Raw genomic sequence first — 16603 nt, 5'->3', positions numbered from 1 at the left:
GCTAGCGTACGAACAGTACCGCCGAGCCTTGCGATTAGTCCTTAGCACCCTATTCATGTTTAACTTGAACGCTCATTCAAGTTAAACCGCCGGTTTGCTGCCCGCTCACAACAGGAGGCTTGCCTTTGCCGAGTCCGTTACTGATTGCCCTGTTTCACCCCCTTGAGGTGCACCTTTCATGAGTGCATCGCCCACCCCCGCCAGCGGTCAGGTCCGCATGAATCCGCCGGTTTTTTATTTCGCGGCGACCTTTATTTTGTTGTTCGCCGTGGTGGTCATGGCGATACCCGAACAGGCCGGTGCCTGGCTTCTGGAAGCGCAAAACTGGGCGGCCAACACGGTCGGCTGGTACTACATGCTCGCAATGACGCTGTATCTGGTCTTCGTGGTGGTCACCGCCTTGTCCGGCTACGGCAAGATCAAGCTCGGTGCCGACCACGACGAACCCGAATTCAGTTACCTGTCCTGGGCCGGCATGCTGTTCGCCGCCGGGATCAGCATCACGCTGTTCTTCTTTTGCGTGTCCGAACCGCTGACCCATTTGGCGCAACCGCCACAAGGCGAAGCGGGCACGGCGGATGCAGCGCGTCAGGCGATGCAGATTCTGTTTCTGCACTGGGGCCTGCACGGCTGGGGCGTGTTCGCCTTCGTCGGCATGGCGCTGGCCTACTTCGCTTATCGTCATAACCTGCCGCTGGCCCTGCGTTCGGCGCTCTATCCGCTGATCGGCAAGCGCATCAACGGTCCGATCGGTTACGCGGTGGACGGCTTCGGCATCATCGCCACGGTGTTCGGCCTCGGTGCCGACATGGGCTTTGGCGTGTTGCACCTCAACTCGGGTCTGGACTACCTGTTCGGCATCGCTCACACCCAATGGATTCAGGTCGGCCTGATCACGCTGATGATGGGCGCGGCGATCATCGTCGCGGTGTCCGGCGTCGATAAAGGCGTGCGGGTGATGTCCGACATCAACATGCTGCTGGCCTGCGCGCTGCTGCTGTTCGTGTTGTTTGCTGGCCCGACTCAGCACTTGCTCAACACCTTGATCCAGAACATCGGCGACTACCTCGGCGCCTTGCCGATGAAGAGTTTCGACCTCTACGCCTACGACAAACCCAGTGACTGGCTGGGCGGCTGGACGGTGTTCTACTGGGCCTGGTGGATCGCATGGTCGCCGTTCGTGGGCCTGTTCATCGCACGGATTTCCCGTGGCCGGACCATCCGCGAATTCGTCTTCGGTGTGCTGCTGATTCCGCTCGGCTTCACCCTGGCGTGGATGTCGATCTTCGGCAACAGCGCCATCGATCAAGTCCTCAACCACGGCATGAGCGCCCTCGGCATGTCGGCCATCGATAACCCGTCGATGACCCTCTACCTGCTGCTGGAAACCTACCCGTGGAGCAAAACCGTGATCGCGGTCACGGTGTTCATCAGCTTCGTGTTCTTCGTGACGTCTGCCGATTCCGGCACTGTGGTGCTATCGACACTGTCCGCCAAGGGCGGCAATCCCGATGAAGACGGGCCGAAATGGCTGCGGGTGTTCTGGGGCGCGATGACCGCGTTGGTGACCAGTGCGCTGCTGTTCTCCGGCAGTATCGATGCGCTGAAGTCAGCGGTGGTGCTGACCTCGTTGCCGTTCTCGATGATCTTGCTGCTGATGATGTGGGGGCTGCACAAGGCGTTCTACCTGGAGTCGCAGAAGCAGATCGCGCAACTGCATTCGCTGGCACCGGTGTCCGGCTCGCGGCGTGGCGGCTGGCGTCAGCGTTTGAGTCAGGCCGTACATTTCCCGTCACGGGATGAGGTCTATCGCTTCCTCGATACGGCGGTGCGCCCGGCGATTGAAGAAGTCTCGGCGGTGTTCGTCGAGAAGGGTTTGAAGGTGGTCACTCAGCCGGACCCGACCAACGACAACGTCAGCCTGGAAATCGGTCATGGCGAGGAGCGTCCGTTCATTTATCAGGTGCAGATGCGCGGCTACTTCACACCGTCCTTCGCCCGTGGCGGTATGGGTTCCAAGGAACTCAACAACCGTCGTTATCATCGGGCCGAAGTGCATTTGAGCGAGGGCAGTCAGGACTACGATCTGGTGGGTTACAGCAAGGAGCAGATCATCAACGACATCCTCGATCAGTACGAGCGGCACCTGCAGTTCCTGCATTTGGTGCGTTGATCGAGAACCCGTGGCGCCGGGCCTTTTTCAGGTCTCGGCGCTCAACACCATGAACAGCACCAGCGCCGCCACCGGCACACTGAACACCACCGTGCCGATCATCAGTTCCGTACTCAGTGACTGGCCGGCCGTGACCATGCCAACGGCGCCGTTGATCAACGTCAGCGCCAACCACAGGGCCACGAAGCTGTAGGTCAGTGTCTGTTGGCTGAAGCCGATTTTCTCGCCGATGAACAGCATCAGCGCCAGCAGGACCAGGCCGAAGGAGATGATGATCGTGGTGTGCATGGTGTGTTCCGCCCTTCAGATGTGTGCTGGCTGTATAGCCGCCTTCGCGAGCAAGCCCGCTCCCACAGGGTATTTCCTTTGAACACAGATTTTGTGAGCAACCGGGATCAATGTGGGAGCGGGCTTGCTCGCGAAGGGGGTCACCTCGGTATCAGTTTGAGCATAGTTAAACCAGCCCACCGTTGACGCGCAGGATTTGCCCGTTGACCCAAGCCGAGTCCGGGCCGACCAGGAAAGACACAACGCGAGCGATGTCTTCTGGCTGAGCCAGACGTTCCAGCGGGGCCATCTTGGCGAAGGTCTGGATCTGCTCTTCGCTCTTGCCGTGCAGGAACAGGTCGGTCGCCACCGGACCGGGGGCCACGGCATTGACGGTGATATTGCGACCGCGCATTTCCTTGGCGAACACCTGGGTCAGGGATTCCACCGCTGCTTTGCTGGCGATGTACACCGCGTAGCCTGGCAAGTTCATGCCGACGGTGCTGCTGGAGAAGTTGATGATCCGCCCGCCAGTGTTCAGGCGAGTGGCGGCTTCACGCAGGGTGTTGAACGTGCCGCGGGCGTGAATGTTGAAGTTCTGGTCGAACAGCTCATCCGTGTGTTGCGCCAGCGGCAGGACTTTGAGGATGCCAGCGTTGTTGACCAGCACATCGACCTTGCCCAGTTGCGCTTCGGTCTCGTCGAACAGCCGGCGTACGTTGTCGGCGTTCGCTACATCCGCCTTGATCGCTATGGCCTGATGCCCGGCCTGACGCAATTCCACCACCAGTCTTGAAGCTTCGGTGGCACTGCTGGCGTAGTTGATGGCGACGGCGAAACCTTGTTTGGCCAGTTGTCTGGCGATCACCGCACCGATGCCACGGGAGGCGCCGGTCACGATGGCAACTTTCGAAGTCTGAGTAGTCATGGCGGTGAATCCTTTTGAGTCGGGAGTTGTTTGCTGGGTGTGAAGCCAGATTCACATGTTTACTCAGGCTGATAAATGCACGAGAGTTGCCTTGACTGTTCAATAATCGCCAACAATCAACCGTCAGGAGACTCGCGTGGATCAAGTCAAAGCGATGAAGGTTTTCGTGCGGATCTACGAGCGCAGCAGCTTCACGCGGGCGGCCGACGACCTGAACCTGCCGCGGGCGACGCTGACCCACACGCTGAATCAATTCGAAGCCTGGCTCGGTACACGTTTACTGGAGCGAAGCACCCGCAAGGTGCGGCCTACGCTGGACGGCGAGGCGTACTACCTGCGTTGCGTGCAGCTGCTGGCGGAACTGGAAGAAGCCGAACTGGCATTCCGTAGCGTCGCACCGAAGGGCCGGTTGCGCGTGGATGTGCATGGCACGCTGGCCAAGCACTTCGTCATCCCGGCGTTGCCGCAGTTCATGGCGCGCTACCCGGACATCGAACTGTCCATCAGCGAGGCCGACCGCTTTGTCGACCTGATCGCCGAAGGCGTCGACTGCGTGCTGCGCGCCGGCACCTTGGGCGACTCCGCACTGATCGGCCGTCGCGTCGCCAACCTGCGCCAAATTACCTGTGCCAGCCCCGCGTACCTGCGTAAATACGGCGAGCCGAAAAGCCTCGACGACCTCAAGCATCATCGTGCCGTGAACTACGTCTCGCGCACGACTGCCAAGTTATTCCCCTTTGAATTCATGGTTGATGGCGAGCTGAAGGAAGTCGCCATCGATGGGGCGCTTTCAGTGTTCGGCGCGGAAATTTATGCGGCGTCGGCGATCGCCGGGCTGGGCCTGATCCAGTGCCCGCATTACCGAATGGAAACGCAGATTTCCCTGGGCCTGGTGCAGGAAGTCCTGATCGACACGCCACCACCGCCGATGCCGGTTTCGGTGTTGTATCCGCACAACCGACAGATGTCGCCACGGGTTCGGGTGTTTGTGGATTGGCTGGGGGAAGTGTTTGCGGGGGCTTAGTAGCCGCAGTTCCACAGATCGTTCCCACGCTCCGCGTGGGAATGCCTCAACGGACGCTCCGCGTTCGGCTCTGGATTGGGACGCGGAGCGTCCCGGGCTGCATTCCCACGCAGAGCATGGGAACGATCATATGAAACGTTTCAGCATTTTCTCGAGTCCGAGGTTTATCGGCGTTTGTCTGGGCGTATGCTGGGCAACTTGCGAAGCAGTCGATACCAACTTCAAGACAGACAAGAGAGGATTCGATGACCTACACCGCTGCCGAAAACCGCTACGACTCCATCCCTTACCGCCGCGTGGGGCGCAGCGGGCTGGTGCTGCCGGCGCTGTCTCTGGGCCTGTGGCACAACTTCGGCGACAGCACGCCGATCGACACCCAGCGTTCGTTGCTGCGTACCGCATTTGATCTTGGCATCAACCATTTCGACCTGGCCAACAACTACGGCCCGCCGTACGGCAGTGCAGAGATCAATTTCGGTCGTTTGCTGCGTGAAGACTTCAAGCAGTATCGCGACGAGCTGATCATCTCCAGCAAGGCCGGTTGGGACATGTGGGCCGGCCCTTATGGTCAGGGCGGCGGTTCGCGCAAATACGTGCTGGCCAGCCTTGATCAGAGCCTGCAGCGCCTGGGCCTGGACTACGTGGACATCTTCTATTCCCACCGCTTCGACCCGGACACGCCGCTGGAAGAAACCGCCAGCGCACTGGCCACCGCGGTGCAACAGGGCAAGGCGTTGTACATCGGTATCTCCTCGTACTCGGGCGTTAAAACCCGTGAAATGGCCGCGCTGCTGAAAGAGTGGAAAGTTCCGTTGCTGATTCATCAGCCGGCTTACAACCTGCTCAATCGTTGGGTAGAAAAAGACTTGTTGGATACGACGGACGAACTCGGTACGGGCGTGATTGCGTTTACGCCGTTGGCTCAGGGATTGTTGACCGACAAGTACCTCAACGGCGTGCCGGCGGACGCGCGGGTCAATCGTCCGGGGGGAGGTTCGTTGCAGGCGGCGCACCTGTCCGAAGCCAACATCGCTCATGTGCGTGCGCTGAATGAGATCGCCAAACGTCGCGGTCAGAGCCTGGCGCAGCTGGCATTGGCGTGGACGTTACGCGATCCGCGCGTGACGTCGGCGCTGATCGGTGCGAGCCGGCCGGAGCAGATTATCGAGAACGTCGGTGCGTTGAAGAATTTGAGCTTCAGCGTGGAAGAGCTGGCGGAGATTGACCGGTTTGCCCAAGAGGGCGGGGTCAATCTTTGGGAGAAGCCTTCGTCGGCTGAGTAAGTATTTGGCGCCAGAACCTTTGGTGCCTGGCAAGCCCGCTCCCACAGGTGACCGAGGTCTAATGTGGGAGCGGCGGTGCGACGATTCGACTTGCTCGCGAAGAGGCCATCAACACCAATAAAGAACTTCAGGGTTCACCGGAAAAACGGCACATCCCCCAACACCGTCGCCCGCTGCATCACCCGCCGCGCCGGCCGGTAGTCATCCACGGCGTAATGCTGTGTCACGCGGTTATCCCAAAACGCCACGTCGTCCTTCTGCCAACGCCAGCGAATGGTAAATTCCGGCCGTGTCGCGTGGGCAAACAGAAACTTCAGCATCACCTCGCTTTCGGTTTCCGACAGCTCATTGATCTTCGACGTGAAGCCTTCATTGACGAACAACGACCGACGTCCGCTCACTGGATGAGTACGAATCACCGGGTGTGACAGCGGCGGGTTTTTCCTGCGCGCTTCTTCCCACTGGGCCAGCGCTTCGGGCGTGTTGCCATAGCGCTCCAACGGGAACGAACGGGTGAAATCGTGGGTGGCGGTCAGCCCTTCGAGCAAGGTTTTCATCGGCGTCGACAGCGCTTCATACGCTGCGATACCGCTGGCCCACAACGTGTCGCCACCAAACTCCGGCAGCAACTTGGCACTGAGTACCGCGCCCAGAGCCGGGGTCGGCAGGAAGGTCACGTCGGTGTGCCAGATCGCGTTGTCGCGCACGTCGGTGACGGCTGTATCGAGGATTAGCACTTCGGGTTGTTCCGGCACATTCGGGTAGATCGGGTGAATGTGCAGGTCGCCGAAATTGGCGGCGAAACGTGCTTGCTGCTGGGGTGTGATCGGCTGATCGCGGAAGAACAACACTTGATGTTTGAGCAGCGCCTGCTCGATGGCGTCGCGCTGTTCCAGGCTTAGCGGTTGGCTGATGTCGACGCCGCTGATTTGCGCGCCGAGGGCATAGCTTAAGGGGACGATGGTCAGGTGGCTCATGGTGTTCTCTTTAATCCGGGGCGCCGAGCTTTTTGTGGGAGTGAGCCTGCTCGCGATAGCGGAGTGTCAGGCGACATGGCTGTGGCTGATACGCCGCCATCGCCGGCAAGCCGGTCTCGCTCCCACAGGGTTTTTCACATGATGATTTTTTAGTGCGCCTGGCCATGCCACGGCACCAGTTTGCGTTGCAAGGCGCGCAAGCCCATTTCCATGGCGAAGGCGATCAGCGCGATTACCAGAATCCCCAGCACCACCACATCGGTGACCAGGAACTGCGCGGCCGACTGCACCATGAAACCCAAACCACTGGTGGCGGCGATCAATTCGGCGGCGACCAGCGTCGACCAACCCACACCCAAGCCAATGCGCACACCGGTCAAGATATCCGGCAGCGCACTCGGCAGAATCACATGACGAATCAACTGCGCCCGGGTCGCCCCCAACGATTGCGCGGCGCGCAATTTGGCCGGGTCGACGGTACGCACGCCGGTCGCCGTAGCGATGGCGATCGGGGCAAAGATCGCCAGGTAGATCAGCAAGACTTTCGACAGCTCACCGATGCCGCACCAGATCACGATCAGCGGCAGATAAGCCAGCGGGGGAATAGGGCGGTAGAACTCGATCAGCGGATCGAGAATGCCGCGAGCAATGCGGTTGTGGCCGATGGCGATGCCGACAGGCACGGCGGTCAGCACCGCGAAGCCCAGGCCCAGACCGATTCGGCTGAGGCTCGCGCCAAGGTGCTGCCACAACGTTGAATCCATGTAGCCGGTGGTCACCAGCAGCCAGCCTTTTTGCAGCACCGCGGACGGGGGCGGCAGGAACAGCGGTTCGATCATTCCAGTGGCGGTGACGGCCCACCAAATGGCAACGAGAGCGACCAGTGTCAGCACGCTGATCCAGCGCGTGTTCAAACTGCGACGCAGCGGGATTACCGTCGAGCCCGGTTTCACCGTCGCGGCGGGAATTTCATAGGTGCTCATGCGCGCTCCTGCCGCTGGGCGGCGCTGCGTTGGGAGAACACTTTGGCGAGCACGTGTTCGCGGGTTTCGATAAAGCGCGGGTCTGACTTGATCGAACGAGCCGACTCCCCGGCGGCGTAACGCTGACCGAAATCCAGGCTCAGGCGCTCAACGATTTGCCCAGGGTTCGGCGCCAGCAGAATCAGGTCCGTGGCGAGAAACACCGCTTCTTCGATGTCGTGAGTAATCAGAAATACCGGTTTTGCGGTGCGCTGCCAGACTTGCAGCAGCAACTCCTGCATCTGTTCACGGGTGAAGGCATCGAGGGCGCCGAAGGGTTCGTCCATCAGCAACACGCGCGGATCAGCCGCCAGGGCGCGAGCCAGGCCGACACGTTGCTTCTGCCCGCCTGAAAGTTGCCAGATCCGACGGTTTTCGAAACCGGAAAGGTCCACCAACGCGAGCATTTCCCGAGCACGGATTTCGCGTTTGTCTCGGGAAACACCTGCCAGTTCCAGACCAAAACCTACGTTGGCCAGCACGTCCTGCCAGGGCAGCAGGGCATCGTCCTGAAACACCACGCCGCGTTCGGCGCTCGGGCCTTTGACCGGCACGCCATCGAGGGTGATGCGCCCGGCGCTGGGCTCGACGAAACCGGCAATCAGGTTCAACAGCGAGGTCTTGCCACTGCCGGACGGGCCGAGGGCGACCAGCAATTGCTGGGGCCCAAGACTCAGGGAAATATCCGCCAGTACCGGTTCGGGGCTACCTGGGTACTGTGCGCTGATGCGCTCCAGCTGAAGCAAAGCCATCGCAATTAACTCCGATCAGTTGGTGATGTATTTGGCGCTGACGTACGGGGCGTAGTCCGGCAGCACGGCTTCAACCTTGCCTTGTTCTTTCAGGAACGCGGCGGTGTCGGTGATGGCCTTGGTGGTCGGCGCGCCGAGGGTGATCACCTGATCAGCCGCCAGCGGGAAGACGTTGCCTTGCAGCAGCAATGGAATGTCGCTGGCCTTGGCGCCGGAGAGTTTCATCAGCTTGTCGACGTTGGATTGATTGGCGAGCCAGGCTTTTGGATCTTTGCGGTAGTCGGCGTAGGCATTGAGGGTCACTTTGGCGAACGCGGTGACGATTTCCGGGTGCTTCTCGGCGAAGTCTTTACGCACGATCCATGCATCGAAGGTCGGCGCGCCGAACTTGGCCAGTTCGCCAGAGGTGATCAGCACTTTGCCGTTTTCCTTGGCAACACCGAGGGCTGGGTCCCACACGTAGGTGGCGTCGATGTCACCGCGTTTCCACGCGGCAATAATGGCTGGCGGGGCAAGGTTGAGGACGGTGACTTTCGAGGGGTCGATGTTCCAGTGCTTCAGCGCGGCCAACAGGCTGTAGTGGCCGGTGGAAACGAACGGCACGGCGATTTTCTTGCCGATCAGGTCTTGTGGGGTTTTGATCCCGGAACCGTCGCGGGCAACCAGGGCTTCAGCGGCGCCGATCTGCGTGGCGATGAGGAAGGTTTCTACCGGGACTTTGCGGGTGATTGCCGCCGTCAGGGGGCTGGAACCGAGGTAACCGATCTGTACGTCGCCGGAAGCGATGGCGGCGATGATGTCGGCGCCGTTGTCGAATTTGCGCCAGTCGATCTTGGCGTTGGTGGCTTTCTCGTACGCGCCGTCGGCCTGGGCGACTTTCGCCGGGTCTACGGTGGTCTGGTAGGCGACGGTGACGTCAGCCGCCTGGGCAAAGAAACTCACTGCAGCCAGAGACGCGGCCGCCAGCAGGCGAAGGGGGAAAGTCAGTTTCATTGAGAAGCTCCTTTTCAGACGACCGAGAGTCGGCGTGAAAAGGAGACTAAATGATCTAAGAATCCGAAAATAAATAACTTTTTCGAATGAGCTTATGAGCGGAAAATTCTAAGAGAGAGTAGTAGATCGTTATCCATGTGGGAGCGGGCTTGCTCGCGAAGGCGGCGTGTCAGTCAACATTGATGTCGGCTGATACGCCGCCTTCGCGAGCAAGCCCGCTCCCACAGGAGATCTGCGTATGCAGGTTAGTTACTGATCGCCAGAATGCTCGCCTGATACGACCCGACAAACACATCGAAATCGCCGACTTCGTTCTGCTCCAGCTCCACTTGCTCGGCCAGCGACGAACGCGCCCGGTCTTCAAATTTCGCCTGATCTTCGCTTGAAAGCGGTTCACTGCGGAAAAACTCCGCATGCGCCTGGCTCTGACGCAGGGAGAACTGAGCAAAGCTCTCCTTGTGCTCAGCCATCGCCGCCAGCACCTGGGCCGATGGTGTCAGCGATGGATCCCTGACCTTGGCCAGTTGCGCATCCAGCGCCTTGCTATGCGCATCGCCGCCATGACTCTGATCCAGCATCGCCGCCAGGGGTGCAATCTTCTCCAGCAACTCGCTGGCCCACTCTTTCAGGTCCACCGGATGACCGTCGCGTTGCAATTGCAGACCCGGACGGCGACCTTCCTTGACCACGCTGAGGAAGTTCGAGGTCGCGTTGCCGCACGAGGTATTGGTCAGCAGCGGGCTGTCGTTCAGCGCGCAATACAGCAGGAATGCGTCGAGGAACCGCGACTCCGGCAGATCGATGCCCATCGGCAGGAACGGGTTGATGTCCAGGCAACGCACTTCGACATACTGAATGCCGCGAGCCACCAGCGCCTGGATCGGCCGTTCGCCGGTGTAGGTCACGCGTTTCGGGCGGATGTTGGAGTAGTACTCGTTTTCGATCTGCAGGATGTTGGTGTTGAGCTGAACCCACTCACCGTCCTGATGCGTGCCGATTTCGACGTACGGCGCGTACGGCGTGGCGACCGCTTTGCGCAGGCTGTCGGTGTAGCTGGCCAGATCGTTGTAGCAAGGCGTCAAACCGGCCTGGGCGTTGCTCTGGTAACCCAGGTCACTCATGCGCAGGCTGGTGGCGTACGGCAGGTACAAAGTGTCCGGGTCCAGTTGTTCCAGCTGGTGCGAACGACCGCGCAGGAAACCGGCGTCCAGCGCAGGCGAGGCACCGAAGAGGTACATCAGCAGCCAGCTGTAGCGGCGGAAGTTGCGGATCAGCGCGATGTAGGCCGACGACTGATAGTCGCGGTCGGTGCCGACAAAACCTTCAGCCTCTTTAAGCAGCGGCCAGAGCTTTTCCGGCAGGGAAAAGTTGTAGTGAATCCCGGCGATGCACTGCATGGTCTTGCCGTAGCGCAGGGCCAGGCCCTTGCGGTAGACGTACTTGAGCTGACCGATGTTGGAGGTGCCGTAATAGGCAATCGGGATGTCTTCCTCGGCCGGCAACGGGCACGGCATCGATGGACTCCACAGGTACTCGTTGCCGAGCTTGCTGTAGGCAAAACGGTGGATCTTGTCCAGGCTCGCCAGCGTATCCGCCGGGTCGGGCAGGGCGGGCGTGATGAACTCCAGCAGCGACTCGGAATAGTCGGTGGTGATTTGTTCGTTGGTCAGCGCGGAACCCAATGCTTCCGGGTGCGGCGTTTGCGCCAGGCGACCTTCGCCGGTCACGCGCAGGCATTCACGTTCGATGCCGTGAAGGCACTGTTCGAGCAGAGAGAGGTTAGCGCGCTCGCCGAGCAGAGCCAGGCGGCGGTTGAGAAGTTCGCTCAAGTTGGATTCCTTCACGCGTCAGTCGCCCCAATATGGGGGTGGGCAAGACGGTCTACAAGGGTGAAGTTGAAACTGGCGTTTTCGCCTGGTTTTGGAACGCCACAATCCCTGTGGGAGCGGGCTTGCTCGCGAAGAGGGTGTGTCAGCCAGCACTTAAGTCTCTGGCACACCGCCTTCGCGAGCAAGCCCGCTCCCACAGGAAATCCCGGCGCAGGATTCATTGCGCCGAAATTAACTCAAATCGATGGCATTCATCTACAGGACAGCGAACGTGCCTTGTGCTTTTGCGACGAGTTTGTCGCCTTGCATCACGTCAGCTTCGACCACCAGCGTGCGGCGGCCCGGGTGGATCACCCGCGCCGTGCACATCACTTCACCGTCTGCGACGGCGCGAATGTAGTTGATCTTGCACTCGATGGTCGCGCTCTGCTGGTCAAAACCATGGGTACTGGAACAGGCCAGCCCCATGGCAATGTCCACCAGACTGAACAAGGCCCCGCCGTGCAGCTTGCCGCCGCGATTGCGCAGCTCTGGCGCAAGCCCGAGGGCGACTTGCGCCACCCCGGTCTCCAGACTGTGCAAGCGACACCCCAGCAACTTGAAAAAAGCGCTTTCGGTCAGCCCGGCCGGGATCTCCATCAGCGTTTCTTCAACTGCTTGGCGTTGGCGAACAGCGAAGCCATGGCGTTGTTGGCCGGGGCCGCCGCCGTGGTTTCTTTACGCGGTGCGGTGTTCTGGGACTGGCGTGGCGCCGAACCCGGACGTGCACCACGGGCACCGTCGATTTTCTCGCCCGGCGTGTCGCTCATGCGCATCGACAGACCCACGCGTTTGCGCGGGATATCGACTTCCATGACCTTCACTTTCACCACGTCACCGGCCTTCACCGCTTCACGCGGATCCTTGATGAACTTCTCCGAAAGCGCAGAGATATGCACCAAACCGTCCTGATGCACGCCGATGTCGACGAAAGCACCGAAGTTGGTCACGTTGGTCACCACGCCTTCGAGGATCATCCCCAGCTCCAGATCCTTGAGGTCTTCGACGCCTTCCTGGAACTCGGCGGTCTTGAACTCGGGACGCGGATCGCGGCCAGGTTTTTCCAGCTCTTGCAGAATGTCGGTGACCGTTGGCAGACCGAAGGTTTCGTCGGTGTACTTTTTCGGATCAAGACGCTTGAGGAAGCTGGCGTCGCCGATCAGCGAGCGAATATCGCGGTCGGTCTCAGCAGCAATGCGCTGGACCAGCGGATAGGCTTCCGGGTGAACCGCGGACGAATCCAGCGGGTTGTCACCGTTCATGACGCGCAGGAAGCCAGCGGCCTGTTCGAAGGTTTTCTCGCCCAGACGCGCGACTTTCTTCAACGCCGCACGGGTTTTGAACGCGCCGTGTTCGTCGCGGTGGCTGACGATGTTTTGCGCCAACGTTGCGTTGAGGCCGGAAATACGGGCCAGCAGCGCCACGGAAGCGGTGTTCACGTCGACGCCCACGGCGTTTACGCAGTCTTCGACCACGGCGTCCAGGCCGCGTGCCAGTTTCAGCTGCGACACGTCGTGCTGGTACTGGCCGACGCCGATGGATTTCGGATCGATCTTCACCAACTCAGCCAGTGGATCCTGCAAGCGACGGGCAATCGACACCGCGCCACGGATCGACACGTCGAGGTCCGGGAATTCCTTGGAAGCCAGTTCCGACGCCGAGTAAACCGATGCGCCGGCCTCGGAGACCATGACTTTGGTCATCTTCATGGCTGGGTATTTTTTGATCAGCTCAGCGGCCAGCTTGTCGGTTTCGCGGCTGGCAGTGCCGTTGCCGATGGCGATCAGGTCCACGGCATGCTTGGCGCACAGGGCCGCCAGAATCGCGATGGTCTGGTCCCATTTGTTGTGCGGCACGTGCGGGTAAACCGTGGCGTGATCCAGCAGCTTGCCGGTGGAGTCGACCACGGCCACCTTGCAACCGGTGCGCAGACCCGGGTCGAGACCCAATGTGGCACGCGGACCCGCCGGCGCCGACAGCAGCAAGTCGTGCAGGTTATGGGCGAACACGTTGATCGCTTCGGTTTCTGCGCCGTCGCGCAGTTCGCCCAGCAGGTCGGTTTCGAGGTGGGTGTAGAGCTTGACCTTCCAGGTCCAGCGCACCACTTCGCCCAGCCATTTGTCGGCGGCGCGGTTCTGGTTCTGGATGCCGAATTGCTGGCCGATCATGCCTTCGCATGGGTGCATGGCGCCCGGCAGTTCGTCGCCGACTTTCAGCGCCGAACTCAGAATACCTTCGTTACGGCCACGGAAAATCGCCAGCGCGCGGTGCGACGGCATGCTTTTGAGCGGTTCATCGTGTTCGAAGTAGTCGCGGAACTTGGAGCCTTCCTCTTCTTTGCCGGCGATGACGCGGGCGCTGAGGGTGGCTTCCTGCTTGAGGTAGCTGCGCAGCTTGTCCAGCAGGCCGGCGTCTTCGGCGAAGCGTTCCATCAGGATGTACTTGGCGCCTTCGAGGGCCGCCTTCACATCGGCCACGCCTTTTTCGGCATCGACGAAGCGCGCGGCTTCAGCGTCTGGCGTCAGGGTCGGGTCGTTGAACAGGCCGTCGGCCAGCTCGCCGAGGCCGGCTTCCAGGGCGATCTGGCCCTTGGTGCGGCGCTTCTGCTTGTACGGCAGGTACAAGTCTTCGAGGCGGGTTTTGGTGTCGGCGAGCTTGATGTCGCGTTCAAGTTGCGGGGTCAGCTTGCCTTGTTCCTGGATGCTGGCAAGGATGCTGATGCGCCGTTCGTCGAGTTCTCGCAGGTAGCGCAGACGCTCTTCCAGATGACGCAACTGGATGTCATCGAGGCTGCCGGTCACTTCTTTCCGGTAGCGGGCGATGAAGGGAACGGTAGAGCCTTCATCGAGTAGCGCGACGGCCGCTTCGACCTGTTGTGGGCGTACGCCGAGTTCCTCGGCGATGCGGCTGTTGATGCTGTCCATAAAACCACCTGACAAATTGTGAAAGCAGGCTCGCAGGCGCAGAGATAGGGGCTCGGCGAGTCTGGTTGAGCGGCCTGGCCTGCGCCGCTACCTGGATCAACAGGTATCCCGTTGACCCGTGAAATCGAACAATTACTGCCTGAGCCGTGAAAATAAAAAACGGCCACCTACAGTAATGATCAGACGTTGCCTGACACAAAAGGCCGCGCATTATAACCAGCGTTCTGTCATTCGGGGGCATCGCAGGCTGTAGGCATAAAGGCCGGATTTCTGGCGATCAAGGAAAAATCTGCTAACAATGCACACGGTGCGTATAACGGCAGCTACGCCATAATGCGCGCCGAGATCAAAGGAGCATCTAATGAGCAGCACTGCAAACATTGCTGAAGGCGAAAAAATTCTTATTGTTGATGACGATCCTGGGCTGAGCAGCCTGCTGGAACGTTTTTTCGTCGGCAAGGGCTACCGCGCCCGCGCCGTACCGAACACGGAACAAATGGATCGCCTGCTGGCGCGTGAAGTGTTCAACCTGGTCGTCCTCGACCTGATGCTGCCCGGCGAAGACGGCTTGACCGCTTGCCGCCGCCTGCGCACCGCGAACAACCAGATTCCAATCATCATGCTGACCGCCAAGGGCGATGAGCTGAGCCGCATCAAGGGCCTGGAACTGGGCGCCGACGATTACCTGGCCAAGCCGTTCAACCCGGACGAGCTGATGGCTCGCGTCAAAGCGGTCCTGCGCCGCCAGTTGGCTCCGGTACCGGGCGCACCGGGCAGCGAAGACGAAAGCGTGACCTTCGGTGACTACGAACTGTCCCTGGCGACCCGCGAGCTCAAACGCGGCGACGAAGTGCACATGCTCACCACCGGTGAGTTTGCGGTACTCAAGGCGTTGGTCATGAACGCCCGTCAGCCACTGACCCGCGACAAGTTGATGAATCTGGCCCGTGGCCGCGAGTGGGACGCCCTGGAGCGCTCCATCGACGTACAGATTTCCCGTCTGCGCCGGATGATCGAGCCCGATCCGTCCAAACCGCGTTACATCCAGACTGTCTGGGGCGTGGGTTACGTGTTCGTTCCGGATGGCGCCGCCACCAAGTGATCGGCGATTTGTAGGAGCGGGTCTTGCGGGCAACGGGTCAGATGACTGTGCTCGCAGACTCGCGATCCGCAATATGCGAGCATCGCTCGCTCCTGCAAGTGTGTAGCGGTTATCCATGAAAACCCCCGTTTGGTTCCCCCAGAGTTTCTTCTCCCGCACCCTTTGGCTGGTGCTTATTGTCGTGCTGTTCTCCAAGGCGCTGACCCTGGTTTATCTGTTGATGAACGAAGACGTGCTGGTGGATCGCCAATACAGCCACGGCGTCGCCCTGACGCTACGCGCCTATTGGGCGGCCGATGAAGAAAACCGCACGAAGATTGCCGATGCCGCGACCCTGATCCGGGTAGTGGGTGCTGGCGTGCCGGAAGGTGAGCAACACTGGCCTTACAGCGAGATCTATCAGCGGCAGATGCAGGCGGAGCTGGGTGCCGACACTGAAGTCCGATTGCGTATGCACTCGCCGCCGGCCCTGTGGGTTCGGGCGCCAAGCCTGGGTGATGGCTGGTTGAAAGTGCCGCTTTACCCGCATCCATTGCGCGGCCAGAAAATCTGGAACGTACTCGGCTGGTTCCTCGCTATCGGTCTGCTGTCCACTGCCTCGGCGTGGATCTTCGTCAGCCAGCTCAATCAACCCTTGAAACGTCTGGTCTATGCCGCTAGGCAACTCGGCCAGGGCCGCAGTGTGCGCCTGCCGATCAGCGACACGCCGAGTGAAATGACCGAGGTTTACCGCGCCTTCAACCAGATGGCGGAAGACGTCGAACAGGCCGGCCGCGAGCGCGAACTGATGCTCGCCGGGGTGTCCCACGACTTGCGCACGCCACTGACCCGTTTGCGGTTGTCTCTGGAGCTGATGGGCGACCACAGCGACCTGACCGACGACATGGTCCGCGACATCGAAGACATGGACGCGATTCTCGACCAGTTCCTGGCGTTCATTCGCGATGGACGTGACGAGTCGGTGGAAGAGGTGGACCTGAGCGATCTGGTGCGCGAAGTCGCGGCGCCGTACAACCAGAACGAAGAGAAAGTACGCCTGCGCCTGGAGCCGATTCAGCCGTTTCCATTGCGTCGGGTGTCGATGAAGCGGCTGCTGAACAACCTGATTGGCAACGCCTTGCATCACGCGGGCAGCGGGGTTGAGGTGGCGGCTTATGTGTCCGGGGACACCAGCGCGCCGTATGTGGTGCTGAGTGTCATGGACCGTGGGGCGGGGATTGATCCGTCGGAGCTGGAGGCGATTTTCAACCCGTTTACTCGGGGTGATCAAGCTCGGGGCGGGAAGGGGAC

At 60.5% G+C, this 16603-nt stretch carries 14 protein-coding genes; 5 read left to right on the top strand and 9 right to left on the bottom strand.

Translation table 11 applies throughout. The annotated features are described in order from the left end of the window. Positions 1–217: 217 nt before the first annotated feature. Positions 218–2173, top strand: a complete 1956-nt coding sequence (betT, locus tag KGB03_RS09525) for a choline transporter BetT (protein WP_223526936.1) — start codon at positions 218–220, stop codon at positions 2171–2173. 27 nt (positions 2174–2200) lie between these two features. Here betT and KGB03_RS09520 read toward each other — a convergent pair whose 3' ends face one another. Next, a complete protein-coding gene (locus KGB03_RS09520; protein WP_134101274.1) occupies positions 2201–2461 on the bottom strand; it encodes a hypothetical protein in 261 nt (86 codons plus the stop codon). A gap of 166 nt (positions 2462–2627) precedes the next feature. After that, on the bottom strand, positions 2628–3368 hold the full coding sequence (locus KGB03_RS09515; protein WP_223526901.1) for an SDR family oxidoreductase: 741 nt from the start codon (positions 3366–3368) through the stop codon (positions 2628–2630). Positions 3369–3504: 136 nt separating this feature from the next. On the opposite strand from KGB03_RS09515, the gene KGB03_RS09510 reads away from it, so the two are divergent. Beyond that, positions 3505–4392, top strand: coding sequence for a LysR family transcriptional regulator (locus KGB03_RS09510; protein ID WP_223526900.1), 888 nt, complete (start codon positions 3505–3507; stop codon positions 4390–4392). A 245-nt stretch (positions 4393–4637) separates the two neighbouring features. Continuing rightward, positions 4638–5675, top strand: coding sequence for an L-glyceraldehyde 3-phosphate reductase (gene mgrA, locus KGB03_RS09505; protein WP_223526899.1), 1038 nt, complete (start codon positions 4638–4640; stop codon positions 5673–5675). 134 nt (positions 5676–5809) lie between these two features. Here mgrA and tauD read toward each other — a convergent pair whose 3' ends face one another. From tauD to KGB03_RS09470, 7 genes are all read right to left on the bottom strand, one after another. Further along, a complete protein-coding gene (gene tauD / locus KGB03_RS09500) occupies positions 5810–6652 on the bottom strand; it encodes a taurine dioxygenase (protein WP_218536807.1) in 843 nt (280 codons plus the stop codon). A gap of 149 nt (positions 6653–6801) precedes the next feature. After that, entirely contained in the window at positions 6802–7635 is an 834-nt protein-coding gene (tauC, locus tag KGB03_RS09495) for a taurine ABC transporter permease TauC (RefSeq protein ID WP_223526898.1), read from the bottom strand. Then, positions 7632–8426: a taurine ABC transporter ATP-binding subunit gene (tauB, locus tag KGB03_RS09490; RefSeq protein WP_223526897.1), complete on the bottom strand. Its 795-nt coding sequence runs from the start codon at positions 8424–8426 to the stop codon at positions 7632–7634. Before tauB ends, tauC begins: the two co-directional genes overlap by 4 nt. 15 nt (positions 8427–8441) lie before the next feature. After that, a complete protein-coding gene (tauA, locus tag KGB03_RS09485; RefSeq protein ID WP_223526896.1) occupies positions 8442–9419 on the bottom strand; it encodes a taurine ABC transporter substrate-binding protein in 978 nt (325 codons plus the stop codon). A gap of 245 nt (positions 9420–9664) precedes the next feature. Further along, on the bottom strand, positions 9665–11248 hold the full coding sequence (gene gshA / locus KGB03_RS09480; protein WP_223526895.1) for a glutamate--cysteine ligase: 1584 nt from the start codon (positions 11246–11248) through the stop codon (positions 9665–9667). 255 nt (positions 11249–11503) lie between these two features. After that, a complete protein-coding gene (locus KGB03_RS09475; protein ID WP_007903088.1) occupies positions 11504–11887 on the bottom strand; it encodes a PaaI family thioesterase in 384 nt (127 codons plus the stop codon). Further along, on the bottom strand, positions 11887–14211 hold the full coding sequence (locus KGB03_RS09470) for a Tex family protein (RefSeq protein WP_223526894.1): 2325 nt from the start codon (positions 14209–14211) through the stop codon (positions 11887–11889). The genes KGB03_RS09475 and KGB03_RS09470 overlap by 1 nt, the downstream gene beginning before the upstream one ends. A 361-nt stretch (positions 14212–14572) precedes the next feature. On the opposite strand from KGB03_RS09470, the gene ompR reads away from it, so the two are divergent. Together ompR and KGB03_RS09460 are read left to right on the top strand one after the other, a co-directional pair. After that, the gene (gene ompR, locus KGB03_RS09465) at positions 14573–15313 is read left to right on the top strand and encodes a two-component system response regulator OmpR (protein WP_218536812.1); all 741 of its coding nucleotides are present in this window, start codon (positions 14573–14575) and stop codon (positions 15311–15313) included. A gap of 115 nt (positions 15314–15428) precedes the next feature. Next, positions 15429–16603: histidine kinase dimerization/phospho-acceptor domain-containing protein (locus KGB03_RS09460; protein ID WP_223526893.1), on the top strand; the 1175-nt coding region annotated here is incomplete at its 3' end.

The organism is Pseudomonas sp. BF-B-26, assembly GCF_019956495.1.
In the GTDB taxonomy this organism is placed as follows: Bacteria; Pseudomonadota; Gammaproteobacteria; order Pseudomonadales; family Pseudomonadaceae; genus Aquipseudomonas.
The sequence above is the reverse complement of the archived record's forward strand: the minus strand, read 5'-3'. Positions and strand labels throughout refer to the sequence as shown.

Excerpts from the sequence above, each read along its gene's own strand:
- betT (WP_223526936.1), top strand. The coding sequence starts at position 218 with ATGAATCCGCCGGTTTTTTATTTCGCGGCGACCTTTATTTTGTTGTTC.
- KGB03_RS09520 (WP_134101274.1), bottom strand. The coding sequence starts at position 2,461 with ATGCACACCACGATCATCATCTCCTTCGGCCTGGTCCTGCTGGCGCTG.
- KGB03_RS09515 (WP_223526901.1), bottom strand. The coding sequence starts at position 3,368 with ATGACTACTCAGACTTCGAAAGTTGCCATCGTGACCGGCGCCTCCCGT.
- mgrA (WP_223526899.1), top strand. The coding sequence starts at position 4,638 with ATGACCTACACCGCTGCCGAAAACCGCTACGACTCCATCCCTTACCGC.
- tauD (WP_218536807.1), bottom strand. The coding sequence starts at position 6,652 with ATGAGCCACCTGACCATCGTCCCCTTAAGCTATGCCCTCGGCGCGCAA.
- tauC (WP_223526898.1), bottom strand. The coding sequence starts at position 7,635 with ATGAGCACCTATGAAATTCCCGCCGCGACGGTGAAACCGGGCTCGACG.
- tauB (WP_223526897.1), bottom strand. The coding sequence starts at position 8,426 with ATGGCTTTGCTTCAGCTGGAGCGCATCAGCGCACAGTACCCAGGTAGC.
- tauA (WP_223526896.1), bottom strand. The coding sequence starts at position 9,419 with ATGAAACTGACTTTCCCCCTTCGCCTGCTGGCGGCCGCGTCTCTGGCT.
- KGB03_RS09475 (WP_007903088.1), bottom strand. The coding sequence starts at position 11,887 with ATGGAGATCCCGGCCGGGCTGACCGAAAGCGCTTTTTTCAAGTTGCTG.
- KGB03_RS09470 (WP_223526894.1), bottom strand. The coding sequence starts at position 14,211 with ATGGACAGCATCAACAGCCGCATCGCCGAGGAACTCGGCGTACGCCCA.
- ompR (WP_218536812.1), top strand. The coding sequence starts at position 14,573 with ATGAGCAGCACTGCAAACATTGCTGAAGGCGAAAAAATTCTTATTGTT.